Origin of the sequence: Phyllobacterium pellucidum (assembly GCF_013327855.1) — a bacterium.
In the GTDB taxonomy this organism is placed as follows: domain Bacteria; phylum Pseudomonadota; class Alphaproteobacteria; order Rhizobiales; family Rhizobiaceae; genus Phyllobacterium; species Phyllobacterium pellucidum.
On record NZ_JABUMX010000002.1, the window covers coordinates 946609 to 960949 of the forward strand.

The 14341-nt window shown below is 60.2% G+C and carries 15 protein-coding genes and 1 riboswitch; of the genes, 4 read left to right on the forward strand and 11 right to left on the reverse strand.

The window, feature by feature from the left end:
- Positions 1-103 precede the first annotated feature (103 nt).
- Genes HQ945_RS12610 through HQ945_RS12625 form a run of 4 tightly spaced genes read left to right on the forward strand, consistent with a single transcriptional unit; the run spans position 104 to position 3609 of the window.
- Positions 104-1207, forward strand: a complete 1104-nt coding sequence (locus HQ945_RS12610; protein ID WP_113280854.1) for a fatty acid desaturase family protein — start codon at positions 104-106, stop codon at positions 1205-1207.
- Positions 1208-1246: 39 nt separating this feature from the next.
- Entirely contained in the window at positions 1247-1561 is a 315-nt protein-coding gene (locus tag HQ945_RS12615) for a MocE family 2Fe-2S type ferredoxin (RefSeq protein WP_091944092.1), read from the forward strand.
- 5 nt (positions 1562-1566) lie between these two features.
- On the forward strand, positions 1567-2799 hold the full coding sequence (locus HQ945_RS12620; RefSeq protein ID WP_174208126.1) for an NAD(P)/FAD-dependent oxidoreductase: 1233 nt from the start codon (positions 1567-1569) through the stop codon (positions 2797-2799).
- Between the two features lie 12 nt (positions 2800-2811).
- Complete coding sequence (locus HQ945_RS12625; protein WP_113280856.1) at positions 2812-3609, forward strand: 3-methyl-2-oxobutanoate hydroxymethyltransferase; 798 nt, start codon at positions 2812-2814, stop codon at positions 3607-3609.
- A gap of 19 nt (positions 3610-3628) precedes the next feature.
- Here the strand turns inward: HQ945_RS12625 and HQ945_RS12630 are convergent, their stop codons facing one another.
- From HQ945_RS12630 to HQ945_RS12680, 11 genes are all read right to left on the reverse strand, one after another.
- Positions 3629-4720 carry an FAD-binding oxidoreductase gene (locus HQ945_RS12630; RefSeq protein ID WP_162737194.1) on the reverse strand — a complete coding sequence of 364 codons (1092 nt, stop codon included), beginning with the start codon at positions 4718-4720 and terminating at the stop codon, positions 3629-3631.
- On the reverse strand, positions 4721-5962 hold the full coding sequence (locus tag HQ945_RS12635) for an aromatic ring-hydroxylating oxygenase subunit alpha (protein WP_174208127.1): 1242 nt from the start codon (positions 5960-5962) through the stop codon (positions 4721-4723). It abuts the gene before it with no gap.
- A 117-nt stretch (positions 5963-6079) separates the two neighbouring features.
- Positions 6080-6277, reverse strand: a riboswitch (cobalamin riboswitch).
- A 132-nt stretch (positions 6278-6409) separates the two neighbouring features.
- A complete protein-coding gene (locus HQ945_RS12640) occupies positions 6410-7693 on the reverse strand; it encodes an L-fuconate dehydratase (protein WP_174208128.1) in 1284 nt (427 codons plus the stop codon).
- A 58-nt stretch (positions 7694-7751) separates the two neighbouring features.
- Positions 7752-8597, reverse strand: coding sequence for a fumarylacetoacetate hydrolase family protein (locus tag HQ945_RS12645; RefSeq protein WP_174208129.1), 846 nt, complete (start codon positions 8595-8597; stop codon positions 7752-7754).
- Between the two features lie 15 nt (positions 8598-8612).
- Positions 8613-9347, reverse strand: a complete 735-nt coding sequence (locus HQ945_RS12650) for an SDR family oxidoreductase (protein WP_091944074.1) — start codon at positions 9345-9347, stop codon at positions 8613-8615.
- A 33-nt stretch (positions 9348-9380) separates the two neighbouring features.
- Complete coding sequence (locus HQ945_RS12655; protein WP_113280860.1) at positions 9381-9836, reverse strand: MaoC/PaaZ C-terminal domain-containing protein; 456 nt, start codon at positions 9834-9836, stop codon at positions 9381-9383.
- On the reverse strand, positions 9837-10916 hold the full coding sequence (locus tag HQ945_RS12660; protein WP_174208173.1) for a Gfo/Idh/MocA family oxidoreductase: 1080 nt from the start codon (positions 10914-10916) through the stop codon (positions 9837-9839).
- A gap of 6 nt (positions 10917-10922) precedes the next feature.
- Positions 10923-11252: an L-rhamnose mutarotase gene (locus HQ945_RS12665; protein WP_091923977.1), complete on the reverse strand. Its 330-nt coding sequence runs from the start codon at positions 11250-11252 to the stop codon at positions 10923-10925.
- A 2-nt stretch (positions 11253-11254) separates the two neighbouring features.
- Complete coding sequence (locus tag HQ945_RS12670) at positions 11255-12367, reverse strand: mandelate racemase/muconate lactonizing enzyme family protein (protein WP_174208130.1); 1113 nt, start codon at positions 12365-12367, stop codon at positions 11255-11257.
- Positions 12368-12371: 4 nt separating this feature from the next.
- Positions 12372-13469: an ABC transporter ATP-binding protein gene (locus tag HQ945_RS12675; protein ID WP_027229553.1), complete on the reverse strand. Its 1098-nt coding sequence runs from the start codon at positions 13467-13469 to the stop codon at positions 12372-12374.
- Positions 13470-13474: 5 nt separating this feature from the next.
- Positions 13475-14341, reverse strand: coding sequence for a carbohydrate ABC transporter permease (locus tag HQ945_RS12680; RefSeq protein ID WP_174208131.1), 867 nt, complete (start codon positions 14339-14341; stop codon positions 13475-13477).

Genomic DNA, 14341 nt, shown 5'->3' on the forward strand with positions numbered 1-14341 from the left:
GGTAAATGATAGAATTTCCTCATCCTCGATTGAGGCGCGGCAGCCATACTCATAATATCCCGGCGACACGCATTTCCATTGCATCGATCTGGGAGGTCACGCAATGAACACAGCCAGCTTGGCGGCGCCGACAAAAAGGGATTACAGCCTCATCGGCCGGGATTCCCGCCTTGCCGTGGAATCCGGTCTCGCCGCTGCCGAGTGGTATCATACTGACATTCCGCGCAAGCAGATGAAGGAACTGATGAAACGCAGCGATGGCCCCGCCATTCGCGATACGATCATCTGGCTCGGGAGCATGACCATCCTTGCCGGTCTTGGCATCTACTTCTGGGGCAGTTGGCTATGCATGCCCTTCTTCCTCGCCTACGGCGTGCTCTACGGCTCCGCATCTGACAGCCGCTGGCACGAATGCGGACATGGCACTGCATTCAAGACGCGCTGGATGAACGACGCGGTCTATGAAATCGCCTGTTTCATGATCATGCGCAACCCGATCACCTGGCGCTGGAGCCACACGCGCCATCACACGGACACCGTTATTGTCGGCCGTGATCCCGAGATCGCCGTCATGCGCCCGCCCGACCTCTTGCGCCTCGTCCTCAACTTCTTCGGCATTCTCGACGCCTGGCACGCGATGACCGATCTTGTCCGCAATGCGTCCGGCATTGTCAGCGCCGGGGAAAAGACTTTCATTCCCGAACAGGAACAGCCCAAGGTCATCCTTGTCGCGCGGATCTGGGCGGCGATCTATCTCGCGACCATCGCGCTTTCCATCTATATGGGCTCGATACTGCCGCTGATGATCATAGGCCTGCCCCGCCTTTATGGTGCCTGGCACCATGTCATGACCGGGCTTCTGCAGCATGGCGGCCTTGCCGACAATGTCATCGACCACAGGCTCAACAGCCGCACGGTTTACATGAATCCGGTCAGTCGCTTCATCTACTGGAACATGAACTATCACGTCGAGCATCACATGTTCCCGATGGTGCCCTACCACGCGCTGCCGCAGCTCCATGCCATGACCAAGCACGACCTGCCCGCGCCGAACCCATCCATTCTCAGCGGCTACCGCGAAATGATCCCCGCCTTCATTCGCCAATTGCGCAACGAGGACTACTTCCTGAAGCGTAAACTGCCGGCAACGGCAAAGCCCTACCGCGAGGCGTTTCACAACGAAACTTTGGCGTCCGCGGCGGAATAGCCGGGTCTGTATCCAGGACAATATTCGGGAGGAATGAATATGAGCAATTGGGTTGAGGCCTGCACCTCCGACGATATCGACGAGGAGGACGTCATGCGCTTTGATCACGACGGGCGCACCTTCGCGATCTATCGCAGCCCCGAGGACGAGTTCTTCGCCACCGACGGCTTGTGTACGCATGAGCATATCCATCTTGCCGACGGCCTGGTCATGGATGAGATTATCGAATGCCCGAAGCACAACGGCCGCTTCAACTACAAGACCGGCCAAGCCAAAGGCGCGCCGGTCTGCGTCAATCTCAGGACATATCCGGTCAAGGTCGAGTCCGGCAAAGTCCTCATTCAGCTCGGGTGACAGTCATGGAACATGGCATGGTCATCATCGGCGCCGGCGAATGCGGGGTGCGCGCGGCATTTGCCCTGCGTGAAAACGGCTATGGCGGGACGATCGCGTTAATCGGCACCGAACCGCACCTCCCCTATGAACGCCCGCCACTTTCGAAAGAGACGATGGTCTCCGACGATCATCCCTTGCCGAGAACCATCGCCAGTATCGAACAATTCGCTGAGCAGCGGATCGACTTCATCGGCAATTCAACGGCTGCTTCTATCGATCGTGCCGCAAAGTCGGTCGTCCTTCACGACGGCCGAAAAATTCCATACGAGCGGCTGCTGATTGCCACAGGCGCTCTGCCGCGCGCCCTGCCGCTTGCAGCAGGCAGCAAACATTGCGTCACCTTGCGCAGCTATGACGACGCGCTGCGCATCCGTGCGCGCTTCGGTCCGGCGGCACGCATTGCTATCATCGGTGGTGGGTTCATCGGTCTCGAACTTGCCGCAAGCGCGCGCAAGCGCGGCGCGGTGGTGACGGTCATCGAGGCGCAGCCGCGTATCCTGATGCGGGGCGTGCCCGAAGAGATCGCCGAGGTCATCGCCGCCCGCCATCGCCATGAAGGCGTCACTCTGCGCTGCGGAACAGGGATCGCATCGATCAACGACACGGACGACAGCGTCGACATCACCCTCGCTGACGGCATGGAAATTGCCGCCGATCTTGCGGTGATCGGGATTGGCGCCGTCCCTGTCACGGATCTGGCTGAAGCGGCCGGTCTCGAAACCACCAACGGCATTATTGTCAACGATTGGCTGCAGACAAGCGACCCGGACATATTTGCTGCCGGGGATTGCTGCGCCTTTCCACTCGCGATCTATGGCGGACGGCGCGTCCGCCTGGAGGCTTGGCGCAATGCGCAGGAACAAGGTTCCCTCGCCGCGCGCAACATGCTCGGCGGCCAGGAGCCACACGAATCCGTACCGTGGTTCTGGTCCGATCAATACGAACTCGGCCTGCAGGTCGCGGGACTTGCCGACGAAGCGACGCAGACGATCCGCCGTGACCTTGGCGACGATGCCTTCATCCTCTTTCATCTTGCCGCCGATGGCCGGCTTGTCGCGGCAAGCGGCATCGGACCCGGCAATGCTGTCGCCAAAGATATTCGCCTCGCCGAGATGTTGATCCAACGGGGCGCGCGGCCGGTTCCGGCGCAGCTTCAATCGAGCCATGTCAAACTCAAGTCGCTGCTCGCGGCCTAATGCGGATAAACCATGCGAAACCTGCGCCCCACCGTCGCCGACATTCTTGCACTTAAGGGCCGCCGCCAGCTAACCATGCTGCGGGTCGAAACGCTGGAGGAAGCCGAGGCCGCCGAACGCGCCCGCGTCGACATGCTTTCCATACCGCCGGCGTTGCTTACGCCGGAATTTCGCGACGCGGCGCCCTCTGCCTTTACCGTGCCGGGACTCGAATACGGCGATTTCGTCACCGCCGAGGATTACCTGCGCGGCGCGTTCATGGCACGCAAGGCGGGCGCTGACGCCGTCTATTGCGCTGCAAGTCTTGCCACGGTGCGCCGGCTTCGCGACGAAGGTATCCCCGTATGCGGACATGTGGGCCTTATCCCCTCCAAGGCGACCTGGACGGGCGGATTCAAGGCGGTAGGCAAGACCGCGACGAGCGCGCTCGAAATCTGGCGGCAGACCAGGGCGCTTGAAGAGGCAGGCGCCTTCGCCGCCGAGATCGAGGTCGTGCCGGTTGACGTCGCCTCCGCCATCAGCGAGCGAACATCGCTTTTCATGATCTCGATGGGCGCGGGCGCGGGCTGCGATGCGCAGTATCTTTTCGCAGCGGACGTGCTCGGTTCAAATCGCGGCCATTATCCGCGCCACGCCAAAGTCTATCGCAACTTCACGGCTGAACTCGACCGCCTGCAGCAGGAAAGGATCGCGGCCTTTTCCGAGTTCGTCGCCGACGTGAGTGCCAGGACATATCCGGGACCAGAACATGTCGTCGGCATGCCGCGCGAAGAACTGGACCGGTTCTTGCGCGAACTGCCCTCTCTCTGATCTACGGTCGCCGTTTGCCTTAAGCCTCGACTTCGACATTGCCGAGCGGCTTGGAGCAGCAGGCGAGGATATAGCCCTCGTCGATTTCCTCATCGAGGATGCCGCCATTGTGGTCCATGTCGACGTCGCCGGCGAGCTTCATGACCTTGCACGTGCCGCAGAGACCTGACTCGCAGGCGGCAGCAATGCGAATGCCAACACCGCGCGCCGCCTTGAGGATTGTTTCTCCGGCCGCGCATGGCACCTCCATGCCGGACATCGAGAACGTCACCGTCGCGCTCGCGGCGGCCGGCTCCGTGGAGATCCCGTCGAGCATCGGCAGAACAGGCTCGGGCGCCGGGCCGAAGCTTTCCTGATGGTAGTGGGCCATGTCGAATCCGGACGCTTCGAGCATATTGCGCACATCGCGCATGAAGCTTTCCGGACCGCAGCAGAAAATGGTCCGGTCCTTGAAGTCCGGTGCGAGCAGCGGCAGCTTCGGCGTTTCGAGCCTGCCGCGTATGCCGGTCCAGACCTGCCCCATTTCGTGCTCCTTGATGAGGAAGGTCAATTTCAGGTTCGGCATGCAGCTCGTCAGATATTCGAGTTCCTTGCGGAAAATGATATCGCTCGGCCGCCGCGCGCAGGTAACGAAATTGATATCGCTCTGCGGCGCGCAATCATGCATCCAGCGCGTCATCGACATCATGGGCGTGATGCCTGAGCCGGCTGATATGAAGAGATACTTGCTGCCTGGATGCTTGCGCATCGAAAAGTCGCCGAGCGGGCCAAATGCCTTGAGGCGCACGCCCGGCATGAGATGATCGAGCATCCAGCGCGTGCCGATGCTGCCTTCCTGCGCCTTGACCGTCACGGCGACGGTGAAGGGTCGGGAGGGGCTCGATGACAATGTAAAGGTACGCAAAACCGCTTCCGGTTGCACGGGCAGCTCGAAGGTCATGAACTGGCCAGGCTCATAACGAAACCAGTTATGATTATCCGAGCGGAAGGTGAAGGTCTTCACATTGGGCGCTTCCTCGACGACCGAAAGACATTCGAGAAGATGCAGCCGGTCGTTCCACGGCTGCATCTGGTCGAGGTGCGGATAATTCTGGGAAACGCCCATGTTCATTCAAGCAACCCTACTGAGTTTCGTATCGCCGGAAAGCCGGGTTTCCATGGCATTGCTGTACCATTCGAGGAATTGAAGGACGCCGCCTTCATGCTCGACCGAATAGGGACCGGGTTCATAGGCCGGCGAGCGAATGCCGAACGCGTTTTCCTCGACGATGCGACGGTCCTGATCGTTGGTTTCCAGCCAGACATGCGTCAGCTCTTCGAGATCATAATCGACGCCCTCAACCGCATCCTTGTGAACCAGCCACTTGGTCGTGACTTGCGTCTCGTTCGGACCGAGCGGCAGGACACGGAAAGAAATCGCGTGGTCGCCAAGGATATGATTCCACGTCGTTGGATAATGGTAGAGCAGGAGCGAACCTATGCTCCTGGCGTTGACGTCGTCGCTGAGCTGACGGCCGACGGCGCGCTTGCCCGATAGAGTATAGCTCTCGGCATTGTTGATGAGCGGAACACGGGTCGCCCGATACTGCCCATCTTCAGCGATGCGGAATACACTTGGCAAACCCGCAGCCTCGCACTTGTCCCAGTGCGATACCATTTCCGGATCTTCCTTCGAACCCTGAATTCCGGTGGCGCTCGGCGCTTCAGGGAAGGTCTTGCAAAGCTCAGGATGGTTGCCGGCGCAATGGTAGCACTCGCGGTTATTCTCCCAGACGAGCTTCCAGTTGCCTTTCTCGACGATCGAACTCTGGAAGGCGACCTTGGTCTCCGTCAGCCGGTGTGGCGCAAGGTACGGCTCGAGCAGGGTGCGTGTCGGGGTGAAATCGGGCGCGATCTGCGCCAGGCAGATGAAGATGTAGCCGCCGACGCTCTCGCAATGCACCGTTTTCAGACTGAACTGGCTCGCGTCGAAATCCTCGCCCATCTGGCGGGCAAAAAGCAGACGTCCGTCGAGCTCGTACGTCCACTGGTGATAGGGGCAGACGAGCTTTGCCGAACTCCCCTTTTCACCCGCGCAGATGCGCGAGCCGCGATGGCGGCAGGAATTGTGGAAGGCGCGGATCTGTCCCTGGCGGTCGCGCACGATGACGACGGGGTAGTCGCCAACCTGCACGGTGAAATAATTGCCGGGTTTCGCGACTTCGCAATCATGGCCTATAAAGAGCCAGTCGCGATAATAGATCGTCTCCATGTCGAGACGGTAATAGTCTGGGTCCGAGTAGAAAGCCTGTTCCAGTCCGTAGCCCGGTTTCCGGTTTCTGAGATTCCGGAAAAGTTCATTGCGAATGTCCATGTCGCGTCCTCGCCTTAAGCCTGCAAAGAACTGACTGGTGGTGACGGAGAAGAACGTCCGTACAGCCAACGTTTGTCGACCGCACAAAGCCATGCTCCTTGATCGCCCACCGCGATCAGTCGGTTTTCCCTCAAGGCTGGTTTCCGGGCTCTGGAGTTGCCTTTCAGACTTCACGGCGCCTTCCCGGGGTGCACTCCCAGTGGCTGTTTTGCCGCGTTTTACTCCACTACCGTTGCGGGGGCAGCGCCGGGTTTTAACCGGCTTCCCAATTCTCCGCCTTCCCTAGAAAGCGGCACCTCAAGTGGTCACGATAAAAGCATCGGGCTTTGGAAAAGGATAGGTGCGGAAACGACATCGCATTTACGAACGGCGACACGCAGCATTTCGGTCAAATGGTGCGCCGCACCCTTGAACCCGGGCGCTGTCGATTTGTGGCGCCTTCGCCGATCATATCATTGGGCGATGCAGATATTGCCTGATCGATTCTGGCTTCATCTCTATCGAGAATCCCGGCATCGAAGGGGGCATATAGGCGGCATTGCGAATATCGCAGGGATCGACGAAATGCTCATGCAGATGATCGACATATTCGATGACCCGCCCTTCCTTGGTGCCCGATACCGCGATGTAGTCGATCATCGACAAATGCTGCACATATTCGCAGAGGCCAACCCCACCCGCATGCGGCCAGACCGGCAGATTGTATTTCGCCGCGATCAGCAGCACCGCCAGCACCTCGTTGAGCCCGCCCATGCGGCAGGAATCGATCTGGACCACATCGATGGCACCTTCAGCGATGAACTGCTTGAACATGATCCGGTTCTGGCACATCTCGCCGGTCGCCACCTTGACCGGCTTGATTGCCTGGCGAATCTTGCGATGCCCGGCGACATCGTCCGGGCTCGTCGGTTCCTCGATGAAGTACGGCTTGACGAAGGCAAGCTTCTTCACCCAGTCTATGGCCTCGTTGACCTCCCAGACCTGGTTGGCATCGATCATCAGGATACGATCAGGCCCGATCACTTCGCGGGCAATCGTCAGCCGGCGGATGTCATCCTCGAGATCGCGCCCGACCTTCATCTTGATGTGGTTGAAGCCGGCGTCGACGGCCTCCTGGCAAAGCCGGCGCAGTTTTTCATCGGAATAGCCCAGCCAACCGGCGGAGGTCGTATAGCAAGGATAGCCTTCGGCCTTGAGGGCAGCGATGCGTTCGGCCTTACCGGCATCCGCTTTCCGCAGAATGTCGAGTGCCTCGTCGCGGGTCAGAACATCGGTCAGGTAGCGGAAATCGACAATGTTGACGATTTCCTCCGGCGTCATCTCGCCGACCAGCTGCCAGACTGGTTTGCCGGCTTCCTTAGCCAGCAAGTCCCAGACGGCGTTGACGACGGCGCCGGTGGCAAGATGCATTGCGCCCTTGTCCGGCCCGATCCAGCGCAATTGGCTGTCGCCGGTGATGAAATGCCAGAAGCGTCCCGGATTTTCCTTCACCCAGTCGAGTTCAAGTCCGATGACCAGATGCTTCATCGCTTCGATGGCGAGGCAGCAAATCTCGTTGCCACGCCCGATGGTGAATGTGAGGCCGTGCCCGGCAAGACCACCCTTATCCGTATCAAGAACGACATAGGCCGCCGAATAATCCGGATCCGGGTTCATCGCGTCGGAACCGTCGAGGCCCTGCGACGTAGGGAAACGGATGTCGAAAACCCGAAGATCGGTGATGCGGGTCATGTCTTGCTCCTGAAATTGCCCAGTAATCTCGTGTTCAATTTTGGTTTGTCGCAAATGATCAGGTGTCGGCGCGCGCCACCTGCTTCTGGTTGCCAAGGCCCTCAATTCCAAGCTCGATAACGTCGCTTGCCTTCAGATAGCGCGGCGGCTTCATGCCCATTCCGACGCCGGGCGGCGTGCCGGTCGAAATGATGTCGCCGGGCTGCAGGCTCATGAACTGGCTAAGATAGGAAACGAGGAAGGCAACGCCGTAAACCATGGTCTTTGTCGAACCGTTCTGCATCGTCTCGCCATTGACGGTGAGCCACATCTTGAGGTTTTGGGGGTCGGCGATCTCGTCCTTCGTCACCAGCCACGGGCCGGTGGGCCCGAACGTGTCGCAGCTCTTGCCCTTGGTCCATTGCCCGGCACGCTCGATCTGGAAGGCGCGCTCGCTGACGTCATGGACGGTGCAGTAGCCGGCGACGTAGTCGAGCGCGTCGGCTTCGCTGACATATTTTGCGGTACGGCCGATGACGACGCCGAGTTCCACTTCCCAGTCGGTCTTTTCCGAACCGCGCGGTATGAGCAGGTCGTCATTCGGCCCGACAATGGCGGAGGTCGCCTTCATGAAGATCACGGGTTCCGGTGGCACGGCCATCCCGGATTCCGCAGCATGGTCGGCATAGTTGAGGCCGATGCAGATGAACTTTCCGGTACCGGCAACGCAGGGACCGAGACGCGGGGTGCCCTCGACGAGCGGAAGGGCATCCACATCGAGATCGGCCAGCTTTGCCAGCGCTGCTGGATCAAGCACAGCGCCCGAAAGGTCGCTGACTTTTTCCGAGAGATCGCGAATCTGGCCCTGATTGTCGAGTATTCCGGGCTTTTCCTGTCCGGGGGCGCCATAGCGTAGAAATTTCATCGTTTATTCCTTTGGTTAGACCGTCCAGCCGCCATCGATATTGTAGGCTTGACCGGTCGTGTAGGTCGCGCCGGCGAGATAGACGGCAAGATCGGCAATCTCTTCCGGCAAGCCGAGGCGTCCCATGGGCTGGCGCGCGATGAATGCAGCACGCGTCGTCTCATAGTCGCCCCCGGCGCGCATGCGCTGCTCGAGCGACGGGCTTTCGACCGTGCCCGGGCATATCGCGTTGCAGCGAATACCTTGCGTGATGTAGTCGGCGGCCACCGCCTTGGTCAGACCGAGCACCGCAGCCTTGGTCACGCCGTAGGCGAAGCGGTTCGGCACGCCTTTCACGCTGCTTGCAACAGAAGACATGTTGACGATCGCGCCATCCTTTCGCTCGATCATTCCGGGCAGCACCGCCCTGATCGTACGGATCATCGCGCGAACGTTGAGGTCGAGGGCAAAGTCGAGATCGGCATCCGGCATTTCGAGGATCGAGCCGCCGTGCACGAAACCGGCGCAATTGAACAAGATGTCGATCGCCCCGATCTCGCCGATCACCCTGTTGACCTCGTCGGTTTTCAGCACATCGAGCTTGCGCGGATGGATAACGGATTCCTTGGGCAAGGCATCGAGGAGTTGCTCGTTGATATCCGTCGCATGGACGATCGCGCCTTCGCGGGCGAATGCGAGCACGGATGCCCGCCCGATGCCCTGCCCTGCCGCCGTGATGAGAACGCGCTTGCCCGCAAGCTTGCCTGTCATTTCAAACCTCCATTTCGACACCTATCGTGCCTGTCATGCACCCGATGCCCTGCGCTCGGCAATCAGGATGTGATCTGCGGCGAGAACCACCTCGTCGCGCTGGTTCAGAACTTCGCAGCGCTCGACCACGCGGCCGCTGCCGGTGCGCTTCGGATCATCTTCCTTGGCGCTGATGGTCACGCGGGTCCGGATCGTATCGCCGATGAACACCGGGCGCACAAAGCGCAGCCGGTCGTAGCCATAGGAAAAAGCCACGGGATTGATCAGGCTCGCCGTGAGCCCGACGCCGATCGAAAAGATCATTGTGCCGTGCGCCACGCGCTGGCCGAACGGCGTCGTCTTGGCAAATTCCGCGTCCATGTGGTGCGGGAAGAAATCGCCGGTATGGCCCGCATGCACCACGAAATCGGTCTCGGTGATCGTCCTCCCGGAGGTGACGCGTACATGGCCAAGTTCATAGTCCTCGAAATAGATTGCCTGTTCGGCCATTCACGCCTCCGCCAGTTTCGCCAGCGGCGTTGCCGGCATTGCGCTCGATTCATAAGCCGCCTCGACCAGCGCCATCGTCTGCCAGCCATCTTCGACCGAACTGACCAAGGTCTCGTCTTCTCCACTCGCGAAACGCTGCAGATTGGCCATGCGCCCAACGAAGGCATCCGGGAACCAGGCGCCCTTCAGGGGAACGTCGATCCAGTCCGAGCCGCCCTTCGGGTAGATCATCAGCACGTCCGGCTCGCCGCGCGGATAGTCGAGATTGACCCCGAGCTTCACATAGGCAGCGCCTTCAGTGCCGCAGATACGGAACTCGCAGGCCTGGAATTTGCGGCCGAATTTGTGGTCATGGTTGATGGAGAGCGCACAGCGCACGGTATCGCCGTAATCGAGAATGGCGCTCGTCCGCGTCTGCGCGACCTTGTGGTTCGGATGCCCCAGCGTCTTGGCATGAACGCCCAGCGGATTGCCGAGAATCTGGCGGATGAGATCGATATAATGGATCGAATGCATGGCGATTTCGACCCGGGGCAGGCCAGCGAGGAACGGCCAGAGCGACCACGGTGTATCAAGCGCCAGCCATGCATCGAAATCGATGACGTCGCCAAGCCAACCTTGTGCGATCGCATCTTTCAGGGCGAGCATCATCGGCGCAAAGCGCAGCTGGAAGTTGACGGCGGCCGTGATATTGCGCTCGCGGCAAATCTCCACGATTTCGGAGGCTTCTCCAAGGTCACTGCCCATAGGCTTCTGGATCAGCGCGAACGACCCCCGCGGCAGCGCCCGCAACACATCCGCATGGCGCGAAGGCGGCGTCGCCAGATCGAAGATCGCATCCTCCACCGCAGCGGCTTCGGCCAGCGACGCGTAAGCGGTCACGTCCCACTGATCAGCCAGCTTGCGCGCCTTGTCGAGGTCGGGGTCAAACAATCCGGCAATCGGAAAGCCGCCCTTCCGATAGGCCGGGTAGTGCGCATCGCCGACGATGCTGCCGGCACCGAAGGTCACGATGGGCCTTGGCTTTTCAGGCAATGGCCAGCTCTGCTGCAGGGCCGTCGGGTCAAAACGCATCACTATTCCTCATCAGTCGAGATGGAACACTTCTTCCATCGTCGCCCACCACTCGCCTTCGGCCCTGGTTTCAAGCGGAATCTGGCATGGCATGCACTCGGCCCACCATTCCTGGTTCCTCGGGTCCGCTGCCATCTTCGCCATATCGGCGGCAAAATCCGTTCCGTGATATTCGAAGGTGCCGAACAGGACGTTTTCCGGCTCGCGCAGAAAGATCGTGTAGTTGCGGATATTGCAGCTCGAAATAAGCGCGAGAATCTCCGGCCAGACAGCAGCATGCAGGCGCTTGTATTCGGCGACCTTATCCGGGTTGAGCCCGATCATCATGCCCATGCGCTGCATCGTCAGACCCTTATCTCGGTGGTGAATTCGTCGACGCTCCGGCCTTTGACGGCATCCCAGTCCCAATCGATGCCGATACCGGGTTCGGAGGGCGCCACAGCATGGCCGTTCTCGATCCGCATCTGCGTATGGGTGAGATCATCGAGCTGCGGGATGTATTCGACATATTTGCCATTCTGGACGGCGCAGGTAAGGCTCACATGCAGTTCCATGAGGAAGTGCGGGCAGACCGGCATGTCGAAGGCTTCCGCCGTGTGCGCGACCTTCAGCCATGGCGTGATACCGCCGATACGACCGACATCGACCTGCACGATCGAGCAGGCACGCTTCTGCATATATTCGCGGAAGTGGCGTATCGAATAGAGCGATTCGCCGACCGCGACCGGGATTGCCGTGGCGGATGAAAGGCGCACATGCCCATCGATGTCATCCGCCGGCAGCGGCTCTTCCAGCCAGGCAAGATCGACATCGCGCAGCACATGCGAACGACGAATGGCCTCGTCGAGGGCAAAGCCCTGGTTGGCATCCGTCATGATTTCGAAGCCGGAACCGACAGCATCGCGCACGGCGGAAAGCCGGTCGAGATCCTCCGAGCCATGCGGCCGGCCAATCTTGACCTTGGCGCCGCGGAACCCCTTGGCCTGCGCCTGCAGCGCATCGTCAACCAGCGCCTGCTTTTCAATGTGCAGCCAACCACCCTCGGTTGTATAGAGGGGACAGCGATCCTTGGCGCCGCCTGCAAGTTTCCATAGTGGCAGGCCCTGCTTCTTCGCCCGCAAATCCCAGAGCGCCGTATCGACGGCCGCCAGCGCTATCGCCGTGATTGCACCAATGGTCGTCGCGTGCGTTGCGAATTCGAGATCACGCCAGATGGCTTCGATCTGGTCGGCATCCTTGCCGAGTATGCGCGGAACAAGGTGATCGGAAAGGAGCCGCATGACCGAGGAGCCGCCTGTGCCGATCGTATAGCTGTAGCCGGTGCCGGTTGCGCCATCGCTGTCGGTGATGGTGACGATAGGCGTTTCCTGGCTGACGAAACTCTGGATGGCGTCGGTCCGCAGGACCTTCGGCGGCAGATCCACCATACGCAGTTCGACGCGTTCAATCATTGCCATCGTATCAGCTCCGCAAGGTTTTGCCGGTTTCGGGCGAGAAGAGATGCGCCTGCGACAGGTCGAAACTGAACTTTACCACCTCACCCCCGGCAATGGCGCGCGGATTGAGCATGCGCGAAACCCATTCGCGCTCTGCCATGGTGACAAAGAGCAGCGTTTCATTGCCGAGCGGCTCGGTGATCGACACCGGCAGCTCCAGTTCGTGAACATCGGTGGCTTCACCGGAATTGAGGCCGTGCCCGGTCGGGTAGATATCATCAGGACGCAAGCCGAAAATCACCTTGTCGCCGGCCGCGACCTTGTTGCGGAATTCGGCCGGCAGCGGCAGGCTCTGGCCGCCCTCGAAAATAAGCTTTCCGTCCGCGACGCTGGCTTCGTTGAGGTTCATCGGCGGCGAACCGATGAAGCCGGCGACAAAGCGCGTGGCCGGACGCTTGAATACCTCGTCTGGCGTTCCGACCTGTTCGATATAACCGTCGCGCATGATGACGATGCGATCTGAGAGCGTCATCGCCTCGACCTGATCGTGCGTCACATAGATCATGGTGGATTGCACCTTGTTGTGCAGGCGCTTGATCTCCGTTCGCACCTGTGTGCGCAGCTTCGCATCGAGATTGGAGAGCGGTTCGTCGAAGAGGAAGACGTCGGGCTGGCGCACGATGGCCCGCCCCATCGCGACACGCTGGCGCTGGCCGCCGGAAAGTTGCGACGGCCGACGGTCCATATATTTGCCGAGATCGAGAATCTGTGCCGCTTCGTTGACGCGGGCGTCGATCTCGCTCTGCGCAACTTTGCCGATCTTCAGCGAAAAGCCCATATTCTCCCGCACTGTCATATGCGGGTAGAGCGCGTAGGATTGGAACACCATCGAGATATTGCGGGCGCGCGGCGGCAGATCGTTGACGGGCTTGCCGCCGATCTCGATCACGCCGTCGCTGATATCCTCGAGCCCGGCGATCATCCGCAGCGTCGTCGACTTGCCGCAGCCGGAAGGACCGACCAGCGCGATAAACTCGCGATCCTTGACCTCAAGATCGATGCCATGCACGACGTCGACATTGCCGTAGCGCTTGACCAGCTTTTTGAGTGTGACGGGAGCCATACGAACTAACCTTTCACCGCGCCGAACGTCAGTCCGGATACGAGATGCTTTTGAATGATGAACGTCAGGGTGAGCGCCGGAATGATCATGACGACGGCGAGCGCGCACATGCCGCGCCAGTCGATGGTAAATTCCGACGTATAATCGAGAAGGCCGACGGGCAGCGTCTTCGAATTCACCGAGCGGGTGATCTGCGAGGCAAGCGCATACTCGTTCCACGAGGTGAGGAATGCGAAGATGCCGGCGGAAGCAATGCCGGGCCCGGCGAGCGGAAATTCCACCTGCCAGAATGCCTGCCAGAGCGTGCAGCCGTCGATCTGCGCGGCCTCCGCAAGGTCCTTCGGCACCTGGCGGAAGAAGCCGTCGATCAGCCAGATCGTAAAGGGCACATTCAGCGCCACATAGACCAGGATCATCGCAAAGTGCGTATCGATGATGCCGAGGCGCGCGAAGATCATAAAGAGGGGCAGCGACAGCGCAATGCCGGGCACCGCACGCGTCAGCATGAAGCCGAGGAAGATACCGGACTTTCCCTTGAACTTGTAGCGGGCAAAGGCGTAGCCGCCGGCGGTGCCGACAACCAGCGCGATGATGGTCGATGTAATCGAGATGATCAGCGAGTTGCGGAAATAGTCGATGACCGGAATGCCGCCTTGCCCTGCCCCGCCGAACATGGCGCGATAGGCGTCGAATGACAGTTCCTGCGGAATCCAGACCGGTGGCTTCGCCATGATCTCGACAGTGGGACGCAGCGAACTCAGGACGATCCACAGGCCCGGCAGGCAAATTACCAGCATCGCGAGGAACAGGCCGACGAGGTGGGCGAACTTCAGCGCGCGGCGCTTGAATCTATGGGATGTATTCAGATCCAT

What these genes read in the sequence shown, in the direction of transcription:
- HQ945_RS12635 (WP_174208127.1), bottom strand. Translation starts at nt 5,962, where the DNA reads ATGGACATTCGCAATGAACTTTTCCGGAATCTCAGAAACCGGAAACCG.
- HQ945_RS12645 (WP_174208129.1), bottom strand. Translation starts at nt 8,597, where the DNA reads ATGAAATTTCTACGCTATGGCGCCCCCGGACAGGAAAAGCCCGGAATA.
- HQ945_RS12665 (WP_091923977.1), bottom strand. Translation starts at nt 11,252, where the DNA reads ATGCAGCGCATGGGCATGATGATCGGGCTCAACCCGGATAAGGTCGCC.
- HQ945_RS12680 (WP_174208131.1), bottom strand. Translation starts at nt 14,341, where the DNA reads ATGGATCTGAATACATCCCATAGATTCAAGCGCCGCGCGCTGAAGTTC.
- HQ945_RS12670 (WP_174208130.1), bottom strand. Translation starts at nt 12,367, where the DNA reads ATGGCAATGATTGAACGCGTCGAACTGCGTATGGTGGATCTGCCGCCG.
- HQ945_RS12675 (WP_027229553.1), bottom strand. Translation starts at nt 13,469, where the DNA reads ATGGCTCCCGTCACACTCAAAAAGCTGGTCAAGCGCTACGGCAATGTC.
- HQ945_RS12610 (WP_113280854.1), top strand. Translation starts at nt 104, where the DNA reads ATGAACACAGCCAGCTTGGCGGCGCCGACAAAAAGGGATTACAGCCTC.
- HQ945_RS12630 (WP_162737194.1), bottom strand. Translation starts at nt 4,720, where the DNA reads ATGAACATGGGCGTTTCCCAGAATTATCCGCACCTCGACCAGATGCAG.
- HQ945_RS12640 (WP_174208128.1), bottom strand. Translation starts at nt 7,693, where the DNA reads ATGACCCGCATCACCGATCTTCGGGTTTTCGACATCCGTTTCCCTACG.
- HQ945_RS12620 (WP_174208126.1), top strand. Translation starts at nt 1,567, where the DNA reads ATGGAACATGGCATGGTCATCATCGGCGCCGGCGAATGCGGGGTGCGC.
- HQ945_RS12650 (WP_091944074.1), bottom strand. Translation starts at nt 9,347, where the DNA reads ATGACAGGCAAGCTTGCGGGCAAGCGCGTTCTCATCACGGCGGCAGGG.
- HQ945_RS12655 (WP_113280860.1), bottom strand. Translation starts at nt 9,836, where the DNA reads ATGGCCGAACAGGCAATCTATTTCGAGGACTATGAACTTGGCCATGTA.
- HQ945_RS12625 (WP_113280856.1), top strand. Translation starts at nt 2,812, where the DNA reads ATGCGAAACCTGCGCCCCACCGTCGCCGACATTCTTGCACTTAAGGGC.
- HQ945_RS12615 (WP_091944092.1), top strand. Translation starts at nt 1,247, where the DNA reads ATGAGCAATTGGGTTGAGGCCTGCACCTCCGACGATATCGACGAGGAG.